This is a genomic window from Kitasatospora sp. NBC_00374 (assembly GCF_041434935.1).
Taxonomy (GTDB): Bacteria; Actinomycetota; Actinomycetes; order Streptomycetales; family Streptomycetaceae; genus Kitasatospora.
In genome coordinates this window covers 41,754-64,194 of record NZ_CP107964.1, presented here as the reverse complement: position 1 = coordinate 64,194, position 22,441 = coordinate 41,754, and the positions used below count along the sequence as shown (strand labels likewise).

The 22,441-nt window shown below is 72.4% G+C and carries 16 protein-coding genes and 2 pseudogenes; 8 read left to right on the top strand and 10 right to left on the bottom strand.

The window, feature by feature from the left end:
* The first annotated feature begins 57 nt into the window (after positions 1-57).
* The gene (locus OG871_RS00240) at positions 58-1,395 is read left to right on the top strand and encodes a hypothetical protein (RefSeq protein ID WP_371493447.1); all 1,338 of its coding nucleotides are present in this window, start codon (positions 58-60) and stop codon (positions 1,393-1,395) included.
* A 610-nt stretch (positions 1,396-2,005) separates the two neighbouring features.
* Complete coding sequence (locus OG871_RS00235; RefSeq protein ID WP_371493446.1) at positions 2,006-3,022, top strand: S8 family peptidase; 1,017 nt, start codon at positions 2,006-2,008, stop codon at positions 3,020-3,022.
* Between the two features lie 328 nt (positions 3,023-3,350).
* On the opposite strand, the gene OG871_RS00230 is transcribed toward OG871_RS00235, so the two are convergent.
* Complete coding sequence (locus OG871_RS00230; protein ID WP_371493445.1) at positions 3,351-3,893, bottom strand: hypothetical protein; 543 nt, start codon at positions 3,891-3,893, stop codon at positions 3,351-3,353.
* A gap of 581 nt (positions 3,894-4,474) precedes the next feature.
* Complete coding sequence (locus OG871_RS00225; protein WP_371493443.1) at positions 4,475-4,753, bottom strand: hypothetical protein; 279 nt, start codon at positions 4,751-4,753, stop codon at positions 4,475-4,477.
* Between the two features lie 91 nt (positions 4,754-4,844).
* Between OG871_RS00225 and OG871_RS00220 the strand changes: the two are divergent.
* Positions 4,845-5,236, top strand: a pseudogene (locus tag OG871_RS00220) (hypothetical protein).
* A gap of 607 nt (positions 5,237-5,843) precedes the next feature.
* On the opposite strand, the gene mscL reads toward OG871_RS00220, so the two are convergent.
* On the bottom strand, positions 5,844-6,236 hold the full coding sequence (mscL, locus tag OG871_RS00215; protein WP_371493442.1) for a large conductance mechanosensitive channel protein MscL: 393 nt from the start codon (positions 6,234-6,236) through the stop codon (positions 5,844-5,846).
* Positions 6,237-7,017: 781 nt separating this feature from the next.
* On the opposite strand from mscL, the gene OG871_RS00210 reads away from it, so the two are divergent.
* Complete coding sequence (locus tag OG871_RS00210; protein ID WP_371493440.1) at positions 7,018-8,319, top strand: hypothetical protein; 1,302 nt, start codon at positions 7,018-7,020, stop codon at positions 8,317-8,319.
* 792 nt (positions 8,320-9,111) lie between these two features.
* Here OG871_RS00210 and OG871_RS00205 read toward each other — a convergent pair.
* Entirely contained in the window at positions 9,112-9,237 is a 126-nt protein-coding gene (locus OG871_RS00205; RefSeq protein ID WP_371493439.1) for a hypothetical protein, read from the bottom strand.
* Between the two features lie 137 nt (positions 9,238-9,374).
* Between OG871_RS00205 and OG871_RS00200 the strand changes: the two genes are divergently transcribed.
* Together OG871_RS00200 and OG871_RS00195 are read left to right on the top strand one after the other, a co-directional pair.
* The gene (locus OG871_RS00200; RefSeq protein WP_371493437.1) at positions 9,375-10,160 is read left to right on the top strand and encodes an MATE family efflux transporter; all 786 of its coding nucleotides are present in this window, start codon (positions 9,375-9,377) and stop codon (positions 10,158-10,160) included.
* 129 nt (positions 10,161-10,289) lie between these two features.
* A pseudogene (locus OG871_RS00195) lies at positions 10,290-10,558 on the top strand (type II toxin-antitoxin system RelE/ParE family toxin).
* A gap of 396 nt (positions 10,559-10,954) precedes the next feature.
* Here OG871_RS00195 and OG871_RS00190 read toward each other — a convergent pair.
* The 4 genes from OG871_RS00190 to OG871_RS00175 form a co-directional block, all read right to left on the bottom strand.
* On the bottom strand, positions 10,955-14,068 hold the full coding sequence (locus tag OG871_RS00190; RefSeq protein ID WP_371493436.1) for a lantibiotic dehydratase: 3,114 nt from the start codon (positions 14,066-14,068) through the stop codon (positions 10,955-10,957).
* Positions 14,065-15,477 (bottom strand): lanthionine synthetase C family protein, encoded by a 1,413-nt coding sequence (locus OG871_RS00185; protein ID WP_371493435.1) that lies wholly within the window; start codon positions 15,475-15,477, stop codon positions 14,065-14,067. The genes OG871_RS00190 and OG871_RS00185 overlap by 4 nt, the downstream gene beginning before the upstream one ends.
* Before the next feature lie 76 nt (positions 15,478-15,553).
* Entirely contained in the window at positions 15,554-16,315 is a 762-nt protein-coding gene (locus OG871_RS00180; RefSeq protein WP_371493434.1) for a hypothetical protein, read from the bottom strand.
* Between the two features lie 1,032 nt (positions 16,316-17,347).
* Positions 17,348-19,474, bottom strand: coding sequence for an NACHT domain-containing NTPase (locus OG871_RS00175; RefSeq protein ID WP_371493433.1), 2,127 nt, complete (start codon positions 19,472-19,474; stop codon positions 17,348-17,350).
* Between the two features lie 390 nt (positions 19,475-19,864).
* Between OG871_RS00175 and OG871_RS00170 the strand changes: the two genes are divergently transcribed.
* A complete protein-coding gene (locus OG871_RS00170) occupies positions 19,865-21,226 on the top strand; it encodes a hypothetical protein (RefSeq protein WP_371493431.1) in 1,362 nt (453 codons plus the stop codon).
* Positions 21,227-21,407: 181 nt separating this feature from the next.
* On the opposite strand, the gene OG871_RS00165 is transcribed toward OG871_RS00170, so the two are convergent.
* The gene (locus OG871_RS00165; RefSeq protein ID WP_371493430.1) at positions 21,408-21,563 is read right to left on the bottom strand and encodes a hypothetical protein; all 156 of its coding nucleotides are present in this window, start codon (positions 21,561-21,563) and stop codon (positions 21,408-21,410) included.
* Complete coding sequence (locus OG871_RS00160) at positions 21,560-21,814, bottom strand: hypothetical protein (protein ID WP_371493429.1); 255 nt, start codon at positions 21,812-21,814, stop codon at positions 21,560-21,562. Before OG871_RS00160 ends, OG871_RS00165 begins: the two co-directional genes overlap by 4 nt.
* A gap of 198 nt (positions 21,815-22,012) precedes the next feature.
* Here OG871_RS00160 and OG871_RS00155 point away from each other — a divergent pair, with 198 nt between their 5' ends.
* Positions 22,013-22,375 (top strand): CU044_2847 family protein, encoded by a 363-nt coding sequence (locus OG871_RS00155; RefSeq protein ID WP_371493427.1) that lies wholly within the window; start codon positions 22,013-22,015, stop codon positions 22,373-22,375.
* The last annotated feature ends 66 nt before the right edge of the window (positions 22,376-22,441 follow it).

Below are 22,441 nucleotides of genomic sequence, written 5' to 3'. Positions count from 1 at the left end.
CGCTGCCGCTGCGCAGTGGTTTACGAAGCGCGCTTCGAAAGTGGCTAAGATCCACTCGTGACTTCCGAAGCGCCGCTACGAAAAGACGACCCCTCAGAATCCCCCGCCCCGGAGCCGGTAGGCGCCGCCTGCGGGCACTGCGGCGCCCTGCTGCCTCCCGCGCCGAGGGGCCGGCCGCGGGCGTACTGCGATCTGTCGTGCAAGTCCAAGGCCGCCCGCCATCGCATCGCCCAGCGCCCCAAGCCGGCCGCCCCGTCGCCCACCGCCGCCGCAGCGCCGCCGGCGCCGCCCGGTCTGGATCTGCTGGCCGCCGCCACCGACGGCCAGGCGCCCGGCCCGCGCGGCCGCGTCCTGGAACTCGCCGAATCCCTCGCCGGCATCGCCTACCACTTCGTGCGCACCCTCGACGACGGCGACCAGGCCCGCGCCCTCGCCACGCTGCGCCGCACCGTTCCGCTGTTCACCGCCGAGCTCCTGGAGCAGGCGCAGGCTGCGTACGACGACGCCCAGGCCGCCGCCGCGCCGACCCCCGGCGGTGGCTCGGCGGACCGCGAGGACTCCGTCTTTACGAAGCGTCGCTTCGAAACCCCCGGCCCGGGAAGCGGGACAACCGCTGTTGTCCCAGCCCCTGCCGACGGGCCAACGCCGCCGTCCGCGCAGGCGCCCGACCCGGCCGCCGCCAGCCCGGCCCGAAGCATTGACGGCCCGTCCTTTTCGAATCGCCGCTTCGAAAACCCGGCCCCCGAGACGCGGCCGGACACGGTTGTCCCCGCCCCCGCGAACGGGACAACCAATGAGCCTTCGGCCGCTCCCGGCCCGGCTGCGCCGGACGCTGCCGAGCGCCTTGATAGTCCGCCCGTTTCGAATCGGCGCTTCGGAAGTCGGCCGTCGGCGGCAGAGCTGGAGGAGGCGCGGCGGGTGCTGGACAGTCCGCAGGTACGCTCCCGCGTCTCGCCGCATCTGCGGGACCGCACCGCCCCGGCCGCCGCTCCCGTCCCCGCGGCTGGCCGGCGGCCCGCCCCCGCCCCCGCACCCGCGCCTGCTTCTGCTGCGCCCGGCGGTGGTGTGCGGCCGTCGCAGGCCGCCAGCCGGGTGCTGACCGCACCCCCGTCCCCGTACGCGCGCGGCTTCGGGGACTGCGACGTCCTTCTGGCACTGCCACAGCTCGGCCCTGGGTGGGAGCTCGCCGGCTGGAAGAACAACCGGCTCGCCTACTACGTGGTGGAGAACGGCGAGATCGTCGGCTGGGTCGAGATCGGCATCGGCGCCGTCCCACGCTGGGCCGCCATCACCGACGGACTCTTCCTCACCGACACCACCACCGGCGAGCCCCTGTTCCACACCAGCCCGGAGCTCGCGGCCCGCACCGTCCGCCAGGCCCGCCTCACACCCTGAACCCGCCACGACGTCAAAGGCGGTGCGCGCCGCAGGCAATGAAGGACGGCGCGCACCGCCCCCGGCAGTCTCCCAGAGACCACCGCCGGAGCCTGCGCCTCCTCGGGCTGCTGCGCCCCGGTCCCTGGTGCTGTGCCCGGGGCGGGGCCGGGACGGTGGCCGCCCGGTGCTCCCGCTCGCACTGGTCCCCGCCGTGCCCGCGCCGCCTGCTGCTCCAGGCCGCCCGCGGCCGGTTGCAGTCCGCCGATGAGGGGGAGCTGGCCGAGGGCGGGCAGTCCGACGGTTGCCGGGAGCAGCCGGCCTGCCACGGGCAGGGCGCCTGTCGCTGCGGGTAGCTGGCCGACGACGGGGCCGAGCAGGGTTGACGCTCTGGGCACGGTGGCGACGGGTTGGAGGTCCTGGTGCCCGACGAGAGCGGCCGCGGTCGGGCTCGCCCCGTCCGGGGGGAGGGGGCGAACCCAGGTCGGAGGGCTGGCGCCGCGCGGCGCCAGCACGGACGTGGTCGGTGGTTGACGTCCCTTGCTCGTGAACACGTGAGAGTGGTGTCGTCGCACCGAGCCGGACTCGATGCGACATGTCATTGCATTGAGTAGTCGCAGGAACGCGTAGTGTGTCGGACGGTCTCTGGCGTTTTCGTCGTCGCGATGTGCTGGTTCCGCAGCTGAGTGGCCCTCGGGGCAGTCGCAGTCCGCAGAACCGGTGGCTGCCGACGGGCAATGGGCGCCGGCCGTCCCGCCGTTTCGATCGAGCCAGGAGCAGACAGGTGGCCATCAACACCCAGACAGGCGCGCCGTGGGGGATCGCCCGGATCTCCTACCGTCCGAAGCCGACATCCGTCACGTTCGAAAGGTACGTGTACGACGAGCGGGCCGGCGAAGGGGTGGACATCTACGTCCTGGACACCGGCGTCCACACCGCCCACCTCGGGTTCGGAGGGCGTGCCCGGCAGGGCGTCAACGTGACGGGCGGCGGAAACGACGACACCGTCGGGCACGGAACCCACCTGGCCGGCACGGCCGCCGGCTCGAAGTACGGTGTCGCGAAGAACGCGTCGGTCATCGCCGTGAAGGTGACGGACAACATGCTCGCGAACCCCGGGAACATCGCCGAGGGCCTGGCCTGGACGACGGAACAGGCCCAGTCGTCCGGACGACCGTCCATCGCCCTGATCGGTTCCTGCCAGTCGCGAAACCTCGCACTCGACGAACAAGTCAATGACGCCGCCCGCCAAGGGCTCTTCGTCGTCGTGCCGGCCGGCGACGATAACAAGGACGCCCTCAACTACTCGCCATCCGGCGCCTCCGGGGCCTTCACCGTGGGCGCCTCCAACATCCGAGACGAGCGCGCCTTCTGGTCCAACCACGGGCCGGGCATCGACGTCTTCGCCCCCGGATTCAACATCCCCTCCGCCTTCATCGGCGGCCCGAACACTGCCAACATCATGTCCGGCACGGCGCAGGCAGCCGCCCACATCGCCGGCCTGGCCGCCTATCTACTGTCGACGACTGACGGACTGACCACCACCACCGTCCGAGACGCCATCACGCAACTGGCCACACGTGACCTGCTGACTGCCGTCCCGACGCCAACCAGCAACCTCCTGGCGTTCAACAACGCCACGCCCTGACCTCGACACAACCGAGGACGGCAACTGTCCACACACCGGCGGGCCGATCGCCGGGCGGCCGCGCTGCGCCGCCGGGCTGGGCCGGCGCGAGGGTGAGGAGGCCGCCGGGCTGCGGATGTGACGGGCGCCGTGGAGCGGCCGATCGGGGATGCGGGTGAGGACGGTACTCCCGGCGTCGGCGCGTTGCCGCCGTCCGGTTCTCACGCCCGGGTCCGGCCCCGTCGGCGGCCGCGTCGGGTGAGGCTGCGGGTGTGGGCGCCGAGGCCGCGCCGTCTGTGCGATCGGGCCGGCCGCCGCAATGCGGTGGCCGGCCGTGCGGGGATGCCGGTCAGGGGTTGTGGGACCTGATCATGGGGAACGGCAGGAGCTGTGCGACGACCTGCCCGGGGGCGCCGACCGGGGCGAAGTCGACCGCCTGCTGCAGCTGGTAGACGGAGCCCTGCGGGGGGAAGACGGTGAGCCTGTCGCACTGGGTGGTCATCGGCCGGGAGTTGGACAGGACCGCCGGGCCGCCGCCCCCCGGGGGCTTCTCGATGGTGAGCGTGAAGTCGTGGAAGAGAGTGTGGCGCAAGACCGGCGGCATGGCGCTGGTGACTTCGAGCAGGCTGAGCGGGGTGGTGTCGACGTCCGCCCGCGAAAGGACGACCCGTCCCAGGATGGGGGAGTCGGCACTGTACTCCTCACCGATGATCCTCATCTTCACGCCGCCCAGGTCGCCGGGGATACTCTCCTCGACGCGAAACCTGATGCCGCCCTTGATGTCCAGGGTGACGAGGCCAAGCACATTGATCTGCAGCGGCACGTTGACCGCGTAGCTGGAGCAGGGAATCTCCTGCCCGACCTGGGGGAGTACACCACCGAGGATGGTCATAGGAATGCCTCCGAGCATGGGCCAGTCCGCGCCGGGCGACGCGGACACGCTGCCGGGCAGCGCTGCGCCGCACGCTACCGACCGGAACGTGCACGCACCGTGCTGCCGTGCCGGACGTGGCCACGGAAGGATGAACCCGACGCGGCCACGACCCACCCGGGCCGTCAGACGTCCACAGCTCGCCCGCGCCGGCCTCCACCTCCTGACGCCGACCACCAGGCCGTCCACGACCTCACCCGCCACCTCGACCCCACCACGCTGCGCCAGGTGATGGGCTGGCTGGAGCGCACCCGCACTGCGGCCCTCGCCCTGCCGCCGGCCGGTGATGGGAGAGCCAGAAGGGCGGTCGGTCATCGACGCCGCCGACGGTGAGCCCTGGCTCTCCAAGGACACGCAGTACGCGGTCTCCCTGCTCCGGGCCGCCCTGGACCAGCAGATCGCCTGAACGCCGGCCCGGTCACCGGCCTCCGCCTCGCGCAGGCCACCACGGGGCGGGGCGTCGCCTCCCTGGCCTGAGCGTCCGCCACCGAGAGGCGACTGCGGTGGCGGACGCGGGGACGCCCCGAGGTCGGCAGTCCGGCCTATCGGAGGTCCAGGTTGCCCGCTTCCAGTTTGGTCTTCATCGCCAGGATCGCTGTCATCGGCACGCTGAGCTGCAGTCGGTCCGCGACGGTGCCGGCGGCCCGGCTGATTGGCTCGTCCCGGAACGCGGCCGAGAGCTGCCCGAGCAGCGCGACGGCGGTCTCCAGCAGGGTCTCGTCCACCCGCACGCTCTTCGAATCGTTGCCAGGCACCGCCGACAGAGCCTCGACGAGGGCTGCGAGCTGGTCACGCTCGCCACGGTCAAGTGCAGTTGTCATGCGGACGATCGTCCGGCCGGTCCCCAGCACACCGCAACGCAACCGCACCCAAGCGGGACGCAACGGCGGCCGGGCAGGCTTGTTTGCTCGGGTGAGTCTTCTCGATGATGTGGCCGAGCGCGACGGCTGGCGGTGCTGGGTGTGCGACGAGGCGGTCGACCCCGACAAGTCGGTGAACGACCCGCGGGGGCCCAGCGTCGACAGCCGGACCGCCGACCGGAAGGCCAAGGTCGCGGCTCGCGCACCGCGGGTGCAACACCCGCAAGGGCGCGGTCAAGGTGGCCATCGCCTTCCGGTCGGCGGTCCGGCTGTACGTGGTCGAACCCGCGCCGCTGAATCACCGTCGCCGGGAGACTGGAGCGCAAGGGGTGCCGCGAGATGGTGGACCGGTTCTCCCGACTGGTGCCGGGACTCCCGGTGACCGCCGACATCGAGGCGGGCGGCGGCCAGTTCCTCGTCATCCTGGCCACCAGCCGCCGCTGACCGGGGATCACCAGCGCACTCGAGCCGAACCGTCGGCCCACACCGACCCCCACCGGACAAGGGGCAAGCGCAGTGGCGACAACCTTTCTGTGCCTCACCGCCAGGTTCCGGTGGGCGTTCAGAGCCCGAGAGCGGCGAGAGGGTCCACGGGCCTGGTATTCGCGATGATGAACCGCCGAACTGGGTAAGGACGTGCAGGCCGGCCTTGTGCAGAACGGCGGCGAGAGCCGTAGGGGTCTCGGCCACGGACTGGGCGAAGTGGTCGACGGCATCACCTGCCTCGGCCCGTCGCCCAGAGCGGTCAGGTCGGGGCTGGGCCGCCATTCGACCGCGACTGATCCTGCGGGGGCGGCGACGAGCTCGAAGCGGAAGCCGACGACCTCGTCTGCCTCCAGCGACGCCTCTGGCTCCACGCCATCGGCCCCTGGTACGGCGACTTCCGCGAGGTCTTGGACCACGACGTGATCCACATCTTGGGACATTGGCACGCGCTCAGCTGACGCGGCACATACACCACCACGCCATCCATCCGGTGCAGCCGGCCCGAGTAGCACGGACAGAGCCTCCCCGGGGTGCGGCTCGCCCGGGGAGGATCCGTCACGCAGGCTCAGCGACGCTGCGCTTCGCGCAGCAGGTCCCGCATCTGGGTCAGCAGCTCGAGCTCGGTCGGCGGCTCGTCCAGGATTGGGAGACCGGCCTTGCGGCGGCGGCGATCGGCGAGGGTGTTGAGCGGTGCGACGACGAAGAAGTACAGCGCGGCGGCGATCAACACGAACGAGATCAGCGCGTTGATGAACGCGCCGTAGCGGAAGACGCTGCCGTTGATCGTGAAGGTGAGCGCCGAGAAGTCCTGGTTGCCGAAGATGGCCGCGATCAGGGGGGTCAGCAGGTCGCTCACCAGGCTGTTCACCACCGCGACGAATGCGGCGCCCATCACGAAGGCGACGGCCAGGTCGATCACGTTCCCGCGCATGATGAACTTCTTGAACCCGTGCAGCACCCGCGGCCTCCTCGGAGTCGTACCTTCTCCCAGCCTGTGGCGCCGGGCGGGCTCCGGCACAGCCGGCGGGCCGCCCGGGTGACGGGGCGCCGTACCGGCCGGGCACCCGGCCGCGCAGTTCCTCCTTCCCCCTGCGGGCACACCGCAGCCGTCGTGGCGTTCGCCGCCACCACCCCCGTCCACTCCCGTCCCTGGGGCGCGCCCACCCGGCGGCCGCCCGCACCCGCTCGGGGTCGGCCTCGATGCCGATCGCGGCGAGCAGGTCGCGCTGGCCCTCCTCCAGACCGGCCCAGATGGCCCGCTGCGCCTGCACCCAGCGCCCTGGCTGCTCACCTTCGAACACGGTGTCCACCGGCAGCGCGGGCCAGTCGACCAGCCCGTCGGACTCTGCCTGGCTATCGCTATCTCGTCCCGCTTTCGGCAGAAGCGGTGCGGACGTCGGCGGGGAGGTCCTGACCACTGTCCTGGTGGCGCGCCAGCACGTCCGGCCAGGGCCCCGACACGCTGAACGGGCATCACCTCGCGCAAGACAGCTGTCCAATATGGAGCACTTGGTACGTTTTGAGTCATGTTGAGGATGGTGGGTATGGCGGCGAGGCTCGCCGCCGGATTCGTCGGCATGGCCCGGGCGGGCGATGGTCGACGTGTCGGCGGCGGTCAGGGGCCGGGCGATGCGCCGGTGTGCCGCTCTGCGCCCCGAGACCCGGGTCCCGGCCGTCCGGTCACGGGCGGACACGTCCGCAACCGGGGGCGGTGCCGCCTGCCACGCGCGGTCTGCGCCATGGTCCTTGCCCTCACCTGCGCGCTGGCCTGGGTCGTGACCGGTCCGTCCGGCACCGCCCGGGCCGCGACCGCGTGTACGGCGAGCCTGTGCGTCCTCAACCCGAGCGCCGCGAACGCCCTGTACGCCCACCCCGGCAGCATGCACGTCACCGGCGGCATCCTGGTCAACTCGACGAACAGTCAGGCCGCGCTCGTCAGCGGCACCACGGTCACCGCGACCGGCGGCACCATCGGCGGCCCGGCCGCGCCGGCCGGCTTCGCCACGGCGAGCGGCGGCTCGTACAGCCCGGCCCCCACCAACCAGAGCGCCGTCACCGACCCGTACGCCGCCCTCGCTCAGTGCCCGGCCGCCTCGGCCTGCCCCACGACACCCGCCGCGCCGTACCCGAGTGTCAACCACATCTCCGGGAACCAGACGATCAGCCCCGGCGTGTACACCAGCATCGCGAACTTGGCCGGCACACTGACGCTCAATCCCGGCACCTATGTCGTCACCACCGGCATGACGATCTCCGGCGGGAAGCTGAACGGCACCGGCGTGACGATCTACCTCGCCTGCCCGACCTACCCGGTGGCCTGCCCGGTGGCCACCGTCGGCGCGTTCTTCCTCGACCAGACCGGGGGCAAGACCACCCTCAGCGCACCGACCACGGGGGCCTTCTCCGGTTTCTCGTTCATCGCCGACCGCAACAACACCGCGGCGGTCACGGTCTCGGGAAACGGCACGCAGATCACCGGCGGCGGCGCGATCTACACCGCCTCGGGGAAGCTGGCGGCCGCATCCGGAGGCAAGGCCAGCTTCACCCGCGCGGTCGTGGACACCGTCGAGACCAGCGGCAGCAACAGCACCCAGATCAGCGTCATCCCAACCACGGGCACGCCGTCGATCAGCCTGCCGTCCACCGCGGCCCTCGGCAGCGCGGCACCCGGCGGCACCGTCAGCGCGGCCGTCGGCTCGGTGACCGTCTCGGACGGGCGAGGACTGGCCACCAGCACGTGGACGGCGACGGTGTCCGCCACGAGTTTCACCACCGGCGGTGGCACCGCCGCCGAGACGATCACCACCTCGAACGTCTCCTACTGGTCCGGGCCGGCGACCAGCACGAACGGCACTGTGACGGCCTCGCCGGGTCAGAGCGACGCCTCGGCCAGACAGACGCTCGGCAGTTCGAGATCCGCCTTCGCCTCCACCGGCAACGGGAACAGCTCCACGAGCTGGAGCCCCACGGTGGTGATCACGATCCCCGCGGCCGCGGTGGCCGGCACCTACACGGGCACCGTGACCCACTCCGTCGCCTGATCCAGACAGCCGGGCCTGCACCGTGCTTGCACGGCCGGCGGCGCAGAGGCCGTCGGGGCGGCCCCGGAGGAACTCACCCCGCTCCACCGGCGCGTGGGGGCCGCCGTTTCGGCGGTGGGGAGATCTGCTTGGGCGTGGGTTCCGTCCCGATGCGTGTCTTCCTGGCACGGTTTGTCCATGTTTCCGCTCTGCACTCTGCCGCTCCCGGTCTTTGCCCTGGCGCTGTGTGGGAGGTGCGGGTACCGCCATCAGGGCGCCAGGGCGGAACCGGGCGGCACGGTGCGCTGCTCTGGTTCTCGAGCGATGCGGCGGGTGCCGACCGCTCGCCCTCCCGACGGGTCCGACGACGGGGTGGCGGTTGCGGTGCTCGGCCGGCGCCGCCCGCGGGCCGCATGCGCCGCCGCTGCCCCGGAGTTGATCGCGGCGCCGGGACGCGAGCGGGCCTCCCCAGCACGGTCCCGAGTGGAAGCGGGGAGGTCCGCGTGAGGGAGGGCGCGCCTCTCGTTCGGTTGCGGGAGCGGATGCGGCCGGCCAGCGGGCCCGGGCCGGGTCCCGGCGTGCTGCTGCGCAACGGGCGGATCCTGGCGGCCAGCTCGGTGGTGGCCGCCGCTCTCGGCGCCTGTACTGGCTCCTGGCGGCCAGGTGGTTCAGTACCGAAGCCGTCGGCCGCAGCTACGCCCTGCTGTCGGTGGCCACGCTGCTGGCCACGCTCGGCTCGCTCAACCTCGGCGACGTCCTGATCCGTTTCCTGCCCACCGCCGGGCCCCGCGGGGGACGCCTCGTCATCCGCTGCTACATCGTCGCCGCCGCCTCCAGCGCAGCGGTGGCCGCCGGCTTCGTCCTGCTGGCCTCCCACATCACACCCGGGCTGACCGAACTGCGCAGCCCGCTGCCGGCGCTGCTCTTCGTCCTCGCCACCGCGGCATATGCGATCTTCGTCCTGCAGGACGGTGCGCTGACCGGTCTGCGCAGCCCGGGCTGGGTCCTGGCCGAAAACCTGATCTTCTTTCGCCCTGGCCGTCTGCGCGGCCCTGGCCATCGCCGCCGGCATCCTGGTGGCCTGGGCGGTAGGCCTCGTACTCGCCGTCACCGTGGCGAACACGGCGCTGTTCGTCCGGGCCCTGCCCGCCGCCCGGCACACCACCCACCCCCACGGCGTACCGCGCCGGCACATGGCGGCCTACGCCGCAGCCGACTACATCGGCCAACTCGGCCAAGTCGCCGTCTCCAAATCCCTGCCCCTGCTCATCCTCGCCCACCTCGGAGCCGAACAGACCGCCTACTACTCCCTCGCCTACCTCATCACCGACACCCTCTACCAAGCCGCCTACAGCATGGGCCAGTCCCTCACCGTCGAAGGCGCCGCCGAACCCGACAAACTCGCCGAACACGCCCGCCACATGCTCCGCCACACCACCATCCTCATCGCCCCCGCCACCGCCGTCACCGTCGCCGCCGCACCCTGGATCCTCCAACTGTTCGGCACCGACTACGCCGAACACGGCACCACCGTCATGCGCCTCATGGCACTGTCCGCCCTGCCCAACATCCTCTTCGGCACCGCCGTCCACGTCGCCCGCGTCCGCCGCTCCCTGCTGCTCCTGGCCGGGCTGCAGCTCGCCTTCGCCGGCCTGCTCCTGGTCCTCGTCCTCGTGCTCATGCCCGGTACGGGCTCACCGGCGTCGGCGCGGCCTGGCTCGCCACCAGCTGCACCATCGCGCTCGGTCTGGCCGCCACCTTCCACCGCTGGCTGCCCACAAGTCCGCCGCGGCGCTGAGCCCGGCCAAGAGCCGACCGGGACCACCGTGCCGCAGGCGGGCACGCGGAGGAGAAGCAACTGACCGTGGCGGGCCGGGGCTGCCCCGTTCGGCGGGGCGGGCTCGGCCGGGCAGGGCGGAGGGGGTTCCGACTTCAACCAGGCACCGCCGCCGCCTTCAGGACGTGATGACCGAGACGCTGACCAGACCCGAGTGAGCGACCGCAAATACGCGACGCGGTTCACCGAGTCCGCCTGCGGCGAGCTTCGCAAGCTCCCCGAGCCACCGCCATCACCATCCTGCGCAAGCTCTCCGACCTCGAACGGGACCCCTACGGCTGCAGCACGACCGCCCTCGTCGGATCCCCCGAGACCCGCTGGCTGCGCGTGGGCGACTACCGGGTCATCTACACCGTCGACGGCGGCCAACTGCTCGTCCTGGTCGTCCACGTCGGCCACCGCTCCACCATCTACCGCGACTGACCCACGCGCCGACGCCCCCACCAGGCGCCCAGCACCGTATCGGTGCCCCGACCTTCGACAGGGCGTCGGGTGATACCGGCTGCGCCCCCAAGTACGGGGAGATCCGCCTGACCCACGCGGACAGGGCGACATACCGGCCAGCAGGTAGCGACTGCGACGGACATATCAGCCTGGCGCCGCGCGAGATCGCCGAGCACCTGAGTGCCTACCAGTTCGGCGAGGGCTTCGATCTCGGCGTGGGCCACGCGCCGTGCTTTCTCCAGCACCTTCACCGCTTCGTCTTCGGCACCGGCCCTGCGGTACGCCGCGGCCGACGCCTCACGCGCGGCCCGCACCTGGCGCAGGCTGCGCGACGCGGCACGCACCGGGAACTGACCCACGGCGACCGCCCGGCCGTCAAGTGACGGGTGCTTTGGCCAGGCCCTCGCGGGTGCGGCGCAGCAGTTCGAGGACCAGCCCTTCGCCGTCGCCCGCCGGGCCCAGGCCGAGCCGGTTGAGGTGCATGTGGACGTAGCTGCGGCACAGCGCGCCGTGGCTGCGCCGGAGCCTGCCGTCCTGGCGCAGTGCGGCGAGCAGGGCGGCCGCAGGGGCGAGGGCGGTGCGGCGCTGGGCCAGCAGCAGGCGCAGGACCTCGGTGTCGGGCCGGTCCGGACCGGCGAGGGCCAGGCGCAGGTCGTTGCCGCGGCGGCGGTACTCGTCGCCGCCCTCGCGTGTGGTCTCGGCGGCGCCGCGCAGGAACGCCAGCCGTTCCGGCTCGGACAGGCCCAGGGTGTCGAGCAGGTCGTCGACGCTGCTCACCGCCAACGCCGTGCGGTCGAGCGGGATTTCCTCCTCCTCGCCCGCCTGGAGCAGCCAGGCGACCGAGGTGCTGTCCGCGCCGAAGACCTCCTCGGCCGCCCGTACCCCGTCGTTGCCGCCGTAGCGTTCGACCTCCCGCTCGTAGGTGTCGAAGGCGAGCCTGGTGGCGGCCCCGGTCGCCAGCAGGTCTTCCGCCCAGCGGCAGGCCTGGTCCATCAGCGGGCCGAGCAGGGCGGACCGCTCGCCGTGGAAGCGGATCCGCAGGTGGCTGTCCGTGTCCGAGTAGCGGATGAAGAACCAGTTGTCGGCCAGTCCGGCGGCGGTGGCGAACTCGGCGAAGGTGCGCAGCGGTCCCGCGATCAGCTCGTCCTGCTGCCAGGGGCTGCCGTAGAGCTTGAGGTACAGCCAGTCACTTCCGGGCGGCCGGAACCGGGTGCCCGCCGCCACGGTGTCGGCGGCCGCGTGCGCGTGACCGGCCGGGTGCCCGTCGAGCCCTGCCGGGTCCACGGCCGCGGCCCGCGCGCGCACCAGCGGAACGACGAGCTCGCAGACGTGGCGGCCGTCCGGCCCGGGCAGCCAGGCGTCCTGCGGCTGCGGCAACGCCTCCTGGAGCTGCAGCGCCTGCGTGCCGCGCAGGGCCCGCAGTTCCTCGCGCGCCACCTCGACCTGGTCGGGGTCGGCGAGGTCGAGCAGCAGGCGGTTGTCGCCGACGCACAGGTAGACCAGATGCGGGACGGCCCACCGCTGCCGCCAGGCCGACAGCGCGGCCGCGAACTCCTCGCCCGCGCCGGTGGGCAGGTCGGCCGCGTCGAGCCGCCACTGCGCGAGGGCGAGCACGGTGCGGCCGTACTGGACCCGGGGCAGGAACGGGAAGCCGTTCGCCGGGCCCCAGGAGAACAGCGAGGGCTGGCAGCGCCCGTCGGCGGCGGCGTCCAGCAGGAAGCGGACCGGGGCGGGTGCGCCCATGCTGTTGAGCATGTGGCCCTGCACCCCGGTGATCCGGGCGTCGGCGGCGGGCCACTCGACGCTGAACCGGCCCTCGTGCAGGCCCACGACCAGCTCGCGCAGCGGGATGGCGTCCCGGTGCGGCACCCCGGGCCCGGTGCCGAGCACGATCTCGTGGGTCCGGACCGCCGGCCGGATCGCGACGTTGGCGGAGCGCGCCCGGTGCGGCAGGTAGACGACCTCGGCGAACAGCGTGTCGGGGCTGGCCTCCTGCTCGGCCCGGGCGATCTCGTCGAGGGCGGTACGGGCCTCCGGGCCGAGCAGGTCGGCGAACCGGCCGAGGTGACGGCCGGCGGCCGGGGCGCCGAGGTTGGGGCCGACGACCAGCCGGAACTCACCCGCGTCCAGGGCGGCGGGCGAAGCGGCGGTGAGGAACAGCGCGAGCTCCAGTGAGAGCGGGCAGGCGGCCGGATCGGGCCGGGACACGGTGAGTGCCTCGATCTGCTCGTCGGTCAGGTCGACGCTCTGGCGGTGCTCCCGGTTGGCGGCGAGGGCGAGGCCGAGCAGCAGCCGGTTGCGCTGCGGCGGCTGCGGGGTCGAGCGCTGGTGGGCCGACGAGTCGGTCGGGGGTCCGAGCCCCACGTCCGGGTCTAGCAGGTCCAACAGGGGAACCCGGCGCTCCGCCCCGTAACGGCTCAGGAACGCCCGCCGGTAGGACTCCAGGCGGGGCGGGCCGGCCGGGAGGGGACTCAGCCGGAGCAGCAGCTCGGCGGCGCGGGCCGCCTCCGCCGCCACCTCGGCGTGCAGGCCCCGGCCGGCCAGGGGAAGGGCCAGGTCGGTCTGGAGGACGGGGTCTCCGGGCGCCGCCGGGTGCAGCCCGTCGGCGCGTTCCAGCAGGTCAGCCCAGGGTCGGACCCGTGCGTCGAGCGGGAGGGCGTCCCACCGGGCGAGGTCCCGGGACAGGTGGTCGAGCCCGGCGGCCAGCTCCCGCGCACCGGGGACGGCGGCCAGCCGCTCGCGGACGTGGGTGGCGGGGTCGCCGTTGGTGAGGGGCGGTCGGAGATCGGTCTGGAGGAAGCCCTGGGCCCGCAGCCGTTCGACCAGCCTGGCCGCCTTGTCGGGGGTCGCGCCCGCCAGCCCGGCGAGCCCGGCCGCCAGGTCGTCCGCCGCGACCGGGTGTCGCGCCGTCTCCAGCACCTGCCGTACGGCCGGGGTCAGCCGGACCGAGACGGTGTCCGCCGCGCCGTCGGCTTCGGCGTCGCGGAGCAGGGCGTGCTCGCCGCGCAGGACGACCGCCGCGTTGGTGACCAGCCGCAGGCCGGCGCGGATCTCCGGCTCCTCCTCCAGACGGTGGATGAGCCCGAGCAGCCACGCCATGTCCGGCCGGGTGCGGGTGCGCGGCGGGTACGGCCCGAGCGCCAGATCAGTGTGGTCGCTCCAGCGGGCCAGGCCGACGCCGGCGAAGACACCGAAGGGCGTCGGCCGGGTGCACATGCGGATCAGGTAGCGCGTCAGTTTGCGGCGCACCCGCCGAGCTTCCGGGTCGTCGGGGCGGGTGCGGTGCAGGGCTGCGGCGAGGTCACGGCTGGCCACCTCGACGGCGAGGCGGACCTGCGGCGCGTCGGGCATCAGGGTGTCGCCGCCGGTGGCCGCGCCGGCGGTGGCGAGCGCGTCCACCGGGAGCAGCGGTGCCCGCACCACCGCCCAGCCCAGCGGCCGGTAGATCGGCTGCGCGCGGCGGCGGTGCTCAGGGTCGTTGACCGTCATGACAGCAGGAAGAACCGGTCCCAGGTGGGCTCGGTGTCGGTTGCGGCGGCCAGCAGGACCATGACGACGCCGGGGGCTCCGTCGAGCAGGCCGGGCGAGTCCACCCGGTTGCCGGCCGGTTCCACCGCGGCGTACCCGAGCGGACGGTCGGGATCGAAGTGATCGAGCAGCTGGTCGACCAACTGCTCGGCCCCGGCGGTGAACTGTGGCAGGCCGGTGTCGTGGGCGAAGCGCAGTACCACCTGGAGCAGTCCGGCGACGCCGTGGCAGAACGTGGGCGAGGCGAGCTGGCGGGCGGCGTCGGGCCGCTGCAGCACGCGGGTGACGGCCTCGACGGCGAAGTCGCGCAGCTGTCCGTCGTCCAGGGCCTCGCCGGCGTGCCAGAGTGCCCGCGCGATCCCGGGGCTGCCGTAGCACCAGGAGCTGCGCGCCGGGCCGGGGTCCGGCGGCGGGGGTCGTCCGGGCGCCGCTGGCAGCGGGATGGCCGACGGCCAGTTGACGCCCCACGCGTCGTCGAGGCGGTGCGCGGTCAGCCAGTCGGCCAGGTAGCGGACCGCCGCCGCCTGGCCGGGTGCCTCACGGCCGGCCCGCAGGGCGAGGGCGAGGATCGCCAGGGGCCCGGGAATCCCGTGCGCCAGCCCGCAGTTGAGGTTGCCGTACGGGTAGATGGGCCGCGTCGCGGGGTCACCGAGCTGGTCCTCCGGCGTGGCCCAGTGCGGCGTCGCGCCGTTCGGCGAGGCCAGGTGGACCAGCGCGCCGAGCAGGTCTGCGAGCGAGCCGTGCGGATCGCGCGGCAGCAGGCCGGCGGCCAGTCCGCTCGCCCCGGAGACCAGGTCGAAGTCGCTCACCGGCCGACCGTGGCGGCCCTCGGCGAGCCGCGCGGCCATGAGCTGTGCGCGGGGCACCAGTTCGTCGTCGAGGGCGCCGAGCGCACGGCGGTAGCGCGTGCCGTCGCGGCTGAGCGCGGCGACGGCGAACGCCGTGCCGCCGAGCCCGCTGTAGAGGCCGGAGCCGATCCGCGCGGCATTCTGCCCGATGCCTTCGAGCCCGGTGACGAGGAAGTGGTGGCCGGTCTCGTCCCACCCCTGTCCGGGCCGACACTGGTCGATGTACGCGCAGAGCAGCGCGATTCCGGCGTCTCCCCTGGCCACCCCGGGGGAGAGCCAGTCGATCGTCCGGGGGAGGCGGGTCTGACGGGCGGCACCGGCCAGCGCCTCGCAGATGCGGGCGCGATCCACGCAGCGCTCGGCGGCGGTATCGGCGGCGGCGAGCGCGGCCGCCCGCCGGTCGCCGTCGAGCACGCTGCGCCACGGGCGCGGCTCCGGGTCTCGCCCGTCGGCCGTCGGCGACCCGAAACTGCTTCTCGCGCCGAAAGTGCTTGTCGCGTCGGCGAGTTCGCGTCGCGTCATGTGGTCTCCCTCGGAGCAGCGGACCGGCTACGAACGGCAAGGCGGCCGGCGTGGTGACACGCCGGGCGGGCGACCGTCAGCCGCAGGCCACGCCGGTCAGAATTTCACAGCACACGGTGCACCTGGTTTCCCCGCAGGTGTTGCAGGTGAAGCAGGTCTCGCACGTGGGAGCGCACGTGGGAGCGCAGGTGAACTGGCAGGTGTCGTCACAGGTGCCGTTGCAGGACTGCGGACAGGTCTGGTCGCAGGTCCCGTCGCACGAGACGCAGGTGTCGTCGCACGAAGCGCAGGAGACGAACTCGATTGTCTGCTGGCCACAGGGGGCGCCGCACGTGCAGCCCTCCTGCGGAGCGAAGCGGCCGGCCGCACGACGCGCCAGGGCGGCTGGTGACCCCCGTGGTGTTAGCCCTCGGCCGCGCTGCGGGCCCCTCGGGCCCGCCCGGCTCACCCGGCGGACGTCGAGGTCGAAGTCGTCCGACGGGCGGACCGGGGCGCTGTGGGTGTAGCTGACATGGGCTCCCTCCTTCAGCGTGACCTCGGTTGCCTCCGTTCCGACGAAAGGAGGCCGGTCCGGCGGAATACCGGCGCTGTCTAGGACGTCGTCGGTGGCGAATTCGACGTAGTAGTCGAGGTTCTTCGTCAGGTACAGCCGCCGGTGTCCTTCGCGGTCGCTGTCGCCGAGGAAGCCTTTGAGGGTGAGTCCTCGGACGGGCGCGTGGGCCGGGTCCGGGCGGAATCTGTCGACCAGCGGATCCTGCGGACCGTGGATGTCCTTGGTCCGGTCCGGCTTGTCGCTTGGGCCGTTGTCGGATCCGCCGCTGTTCGTTGGGGTGGTCATCGTGGACCTCCCTCGATGGAAGAGGGGCCTTCTCATGCTTTCACCCGGGTCGCAACCTGACAACTCGACGGGTTTCCATGACACAGGGTGACCTCCGGCCGAGCGGTGGGCGGTTGCGGCGGGGTGGCCTCCGACCGTTGCGGCGGGCGAACCCCGTCCGGGGTTCGAATGCCATTCCTGTGGCAGCGCCCTGCACCCAGGGTCACGATGGAAGCCCGGCCACCGCCGGTCCCGGCCCGATCGGAGTGCGATGAGCGAGCAGCACAACGCCGTCCTGCTGACATTCCCCGACACCGCCGCTCGGGCGACAGCGAGCCCGGCTCGCCCGCCGGCACCTGGGCCGCGGCCCGCAGCTCCGAGAGCCACGTCCGATCGCGTATCCGCCGACCGAGGCCCGCGCCGCGCCAGCGCCGCCAACGAACCGCCGTGGCCCTTCTCGCCGTCGACGCGAGGTGCGGCCCCCAGGCCACGCTGGAGGACACCCCGCTGGTCGGGCACAAGTGCCTTCTGAGCTGGAGCAGTGGCTGCTCGACCGCGGCACACGGGAGGGCGGCGTGCTCTACACGCATGCGGCCGATCCGGGCTCGCAGAAGCTGGGGCTCGTGCTGCGCGCGCAGCGGCTCGGCGACGCCGTCCTGACCCGACCCTTGTTCATGCGGCACGACTGGGTGTCGAACCCGAGCACCGGGTCCCCCCAGCCTCCCCCTGCCTCCGGTGCTGATTCTGGTGGGCTGTGGAAGCGGGGATCGACGAGGCCGGCCCTGTGCTGGTGGCGCTCGCCCTCTTCCAGCACGCCGCCCCGCGGGAGCCTTGGCATCTGGTCCTCCCCGGACAGCAACCGGACCGGGCGCTCCGGGACGCGCTCATGGACCTACGCGACACGGGGAGGGTACGCCAGGACGGCCAAGCGCACGGCCGCAAGCTGTGGTGTCTCACCAGGAACGACCACCGTGATGGCGGAGCTCGTGCTGGACCACCCGTGGGTGCTGGTCGTACGTCTCCTGTGGTGCGCTGGTGTACCAGGGCGGGTGGTCAAGTCACCGCAGGCGCATGTCGCGACGTCCTGACTCTGCCGGCCAGGTGGTCCTGCAGCTCTCGATGTCGGAACTGATATGCCGTCCCGGACACCCGGACAAGGCCGGCACCGTATGCCCAGTCGAGGAAACGGCCGAGCTGCCATGGCAGGCGGCCTCGTGTGCACAGCAGCGTCGCCACGTACCGGCGCCACGCGCCGGCCCAGATCAGCAGGCCTGCGAGACACACGAATGCCAGGGTTACGACAAGAACGTCGATACCCCCGAATGCGTTCTGCAGCGAAAGGCCCCCGTCCGTCAACCCGGCCTGGGCCAGCTGCGCGAGCTCTGCCGCAAGCCCGGCGCCGAGCCCGACCGTGAGCCCTGCCCGGGCGTCGGCACGGACCAGGTCCCTCGGGCCATCAACTGCGCCGCGCGGCGCACTTGTCTCCAGATTGGTTCTGAGTCCGAACGCAAGCCCGCCGATGAGCCCCATCGGGAGAGCCACAGTGAGCACGTTCGCCAGCGCATCCATCAGCGGGTAGCCAGGCAGCGGGTAGTCCGCAGGGTAAGCCGCGAGAAGGGCCAATGCCAGCGAGCATACGAGCGCTACCGAGAGTGCGACCGCGAGAGGAACGGTGGTTGCACGACGCCCGGCACGAGTGCGCAGCCTCCGTAGATCGATGCCCTTCGGGGTGGGCCAGGTGATCCTGCTGGCCACGACGATCCAGGACCCTACGAGCAGCGCCAGGACGGTGCCTGCGACGATCTCCGTCGTCTCGAAGGTGGCGGCGCCGAGCCAGACCAGGAGCACGAGCCCGGTTGCCGCGCACATGACCGTGTCCAGAGTTCTGACTCGGCCAGCCGTGATCGGCCAGAGCCGATGCAGTACCAAGTCGGCGGCGGAGAGCCGTTGTCCGCCCACGGTGCGGCCGGTGCGGGCGTTGTCGTTCAGGTAGTCGGCCAGGACGGTCAGCCAGCGTTCGACGTCCCCGGGTTCGTAGGCGGTGTTCCCCGCGCGCACGTGCAGGTCAGTCGCGGCCGGTACGAATCGGTCGAGCAGGTACTGCCGAATGTCATGCGGCTCAGCCAGGTCGAGTAACCCGGCGGGGTCGCCGTCAGCCTCGTACACGATGATGGCCAGCGTCAGCACCCACGGGGTGGAGAGCGTCTGGGCCACCGCGCCGTTGGGATCACGGTCGAGGGTGTCCAGCACTGGGCCCCACAGCTGTGGATCCCACACTCGGGTTGCCAGGAAGGCATGAGCCTGCCGGGGAGTGACGGTTTCGACCTCCACGCGGGCCGAGTCCAGCAGCCGGGCCCTCCCGGCCAGCGCCTCGTACTGCGCCGTGCGGCAGGTCAACACCATCGGCGCCTTGCTGCGACCGGCCTGGTACGCGTTCAGGGCCGCCAGCGCCGCAGCTGCTCGCGAGGATCCGCGAGGGGCGCCGACGGCGTCCATCTCGTCCAGACCGTCCAGAACCGGCAGCACCCGCCGCTGCTCGACCAGCGCCCGAGCGGTTCCACGGCTGAGCCGGTAGATGTCGACCAGTTCGCCGGTCAGCCACTCCTCCAGCGTCACAGTGGTATCCCAACTGGCCAGGGCAAGGCGCACCGGCACCGGGTCATGGGGCCCGCGGCCCTCGAGCAGACCAAGCATCAGCTCGAGTGCCAGCACGGTCTTGCCTGCCCCGGGCGCACCGGTGATCACCAGGCGCCGGGGCCGCAGCTGCCGGTAGTAGTCGGTGATCTCACTCAGACTCCCAGCCGCTCCGGCGTGCTCGGCAACACGCGAAGGAGCACTGCGGAAGGAGAAGCCGACGTCGATCGGATGATCGTCCCCGCCGAGCAGCTGCAGGCGCTGCGCCAGCTCGCTGGCTTCCACGGCCCCGGCCAGGCTGGCAGCGGCTCCTTCTACATCGACTTCGCCCACGGGCTTGAGGAGCCGCACCGCCCCGGCCCCGATCGGCACCAGACCCAGCAGGAGGCCCAACACCCCGACTTGCTCGGACGTACTCAGCTCCGCAGTGCCCAGCTTCACCAGTGCCCAGACGCCCCCCGTCACACACACCACGGCCGCAACCACGCCTGCCGCTCGCCGGTACCGGTCCTTCCCTCTTGTGGAGCCCATGTCAAAGATGATCACCGCTGGGCCCGCGTCTTGCATACATGACGCTGCTACTCCCACCTGATCGGCGCACAGGTGTCGGGCTCGAATCCGGCAGCACCACTCGCCCGCCAGGTCGGTCCCAATCCGGGCGCCAGGCCGCGCGGGGGGTGCTGGGGGCTGGCGGTCGTTCTCTCGACTTCGGCGGTCGCCTGTGACCGCGCACCGGTCGGAGGCGCCCCGGCCGGATCCGGATCCGCCGGGTGCCGCCAGCCGCGGCGGCGGAGATCAACGCGCGGTCCCCGGTCACGGTCCGCCCGGCGTCCGGACAACGATCGGTCCTCGCACCGTCGCTCGACCATCACGACAGAAAGTCATATTTCTCATGCTGCATGGAAAATTCGCATTGGGCAGGGTAGGGTCGGACCCATGTCATTGAGTACGCTGCAGACGCTGCGCATCACTGTCGCGGCGCTGCGTCAGGTCACCGAGGAGACTCAGGCGCAGCTGGCCGCGGGTATCAGTCTGACCCAGGACAAGGTGTCGCGTCGTCAGTCCGGGGCGTCGGCGTGGACGCTGGACGATGTGGATGCCCTGGCGGCGCACTGGGGACTGGACGTGCTGGAGTTGTTGGCCGGGCCGACTCGCGCCACGGAGGCCTACACCGCCCGGCAGTCAGGCGTCGGCCCTGTGCCGGCGACGTTCGCCCCGGCTGCCCCGGAGCCGGAGCCGGTGCGTGCGGAGTGGCCCCCGAGCCCCGCCAAGGCCGCCCCTGCTGCTCCCAAGGTGGTCTCTGAGGCCTCGGCGGTGCCTGCCGCGGCTGAGGCCGGGGTGCCGGAGCCGTTGTTCACGCCGTCGACGTACTGGCAGCAGCTGGCCTGCGGCGACGTCATCACCAGCGGGTTCCCGCCGATGTCGACCGTCGGGCGGTGTCGTGAGCACGGTGTGCAGGAGATCGTCGGCTACGACCAGCAGACCCCCGCCACCCAGCTCACCGGCGCCGGCACCGCCACCTTGAGCGAGGCCGTGCCGGTCCCGGACTTCGACCGCGGCCCGGGCGGCGAGATCGCGATGTTCGCGCCCGCCCCGTGCGTGCGCTGCGGTCGCCCGGTGCGCCACCGTGTGGCCGGCGTCGCCACCCACGTCGGCGGCTTCTGCGAACTCACCACCACCCCCGTACAGGCACCCACAACCCAGACTTCGGCCGCCCCCGTCGAGGAAGCCCAGCAGGCCCCCCAGACCCCGCACGCGGCATCGCCGCCCGAGCCCACTCCCGCCCCGACCGCCGAACCCGAGCAGCAGCCGGCCCCGGCCCCGCCGGACTCCGCTCCGGCGCCATCGGCCCCTGCTGCGCCCCGCGCCCGGTCGGGCGGCGAGAGCTCCGAGTCGGTGTCGCTGGCGGAGCTCCTGGACCTGATCCGCCGCCCCGTCGAGCGGGAACTCGCCCGCCACGGCGGCGACGTGGACGCCGCAACCGCCGCCCTGATCAAGAAGGCGATCCCGGACGCGATGGCGCTCCTCGCCGCTTCCCGGGTCGGCGCGCGGTATGAGCACACCGACCACCCGCCGCTGCCGGACATCCTGAGGAAGGCGTCCAAGGCGTCGCCCGATCAGGTGTGGGAAGCGCGCCCGAAGTGGAAGAACACCGCTCTCATCAAGAGCACCGAATCGGAGCTGACGGTGGCGGCGCTCGACATGAACGGCGCCTACCTGTCCGCACTGAAGTCGCACCTGCCGATCGGCCAGCTCAAGCACCACACTGTGAGTTCTGGGTTCTGGACCGAGGTCTGAGCGGGCTTTGACCAGGACATTTCGTGAGTCGAGTGGGAAACGTCTGGCTGGTCCGTTGAGGGTGTGAGCTGCTCGTCCTGGTCGGGCTCCCATCTACGAGGGAAGCTCGACCGTCACTGACCAGCCAACCCCGTCAGTGCACCGGATTCGCGTGGGTGTCCCGAGAATCCCGCTGCAACGGTCAGGCCCATTCGACGCCGTGTTCGGCGAGCTGTGCGAGCTGGCCCGGGGTCAGCTTCGCCCGGCGGGCCTTCTGGTTGTTCAGCCAGGTGCCCAGCGCGAAGTGCGATACGACCACCTGCTCCTCACCTCCGGGGCCGGCCTCGACGGCCTTCACCGGCTCCCTGTGCGGCGCCTGACGTTGGCGTGCCGCTCCCGCTCCACGAACTGCGCCAGCGCCGCCAGGCCCTGCTGGAGCCTGTCGGTGCGGGACACCTTCGGCTTCGCCTCGGCGGCGGCCTTGCGGCCACCAGCTCGGCGTCGGCCTCGATGCCTCGCCGTCAGCAGGTCCCGCTGGTCAGCCTCCAGGCCGGGCCACCCGGCCCGCTGCGCCCACGCCCAGCGGCCGAGCTGCTCACCCTCGAACACGGTGTCCAGCGGCAGGGTGGTCCAGTCGACCTGGCCGTCGGACTTCAGCCACCTCTGCCGGGTGGTGGCGTAGGCGCACTTGCAGTCGGCCGGCCCGATGTCCCGGGTCCGTTGGGGAGTTCGCCGTTTTCCGGGGTGTCCGCGCTTGTACGGTGTGGGTGCGGTCGTCGTGGGGGCGGCGGCAGGGGGAGGGACGACGTGGGGCAGCAGTTGGCGCGGGTGCCGTTGGACGGCGGGGGCTCGATCCTTGTCGAGGCCGCGGACGGTGCGGCCGGGCCGGTGAAGGCGGGCCGGGTCGGGGACGCGATCCGTGATCTGCCGGTGGGGCTGAGCGCGGCCCTGGAGCCGGTCACCGACCTGGCGCGCACTGTGCTGAGGCGGTTGCGTGACGCGGGGCCGGCGGAGGTGGAGGTCGAGTTCGGGGTCGATCTCTCCACGGAGGCCGGGGTGGTGATCACCAAGACTGCGGCCAACTGCCATCTGACGGTGACGATGGTGTGGCGCAAGGACGACACCGACACCGGGCCCGCCCTTACGACGGGCGACCCGGCGTCGGGCTGATCCTGTGAACGCCGGGCACGAGGCCCCCGCAGCTGATGCTCTGACTGCCGCTGTCGCCCAGGTCCG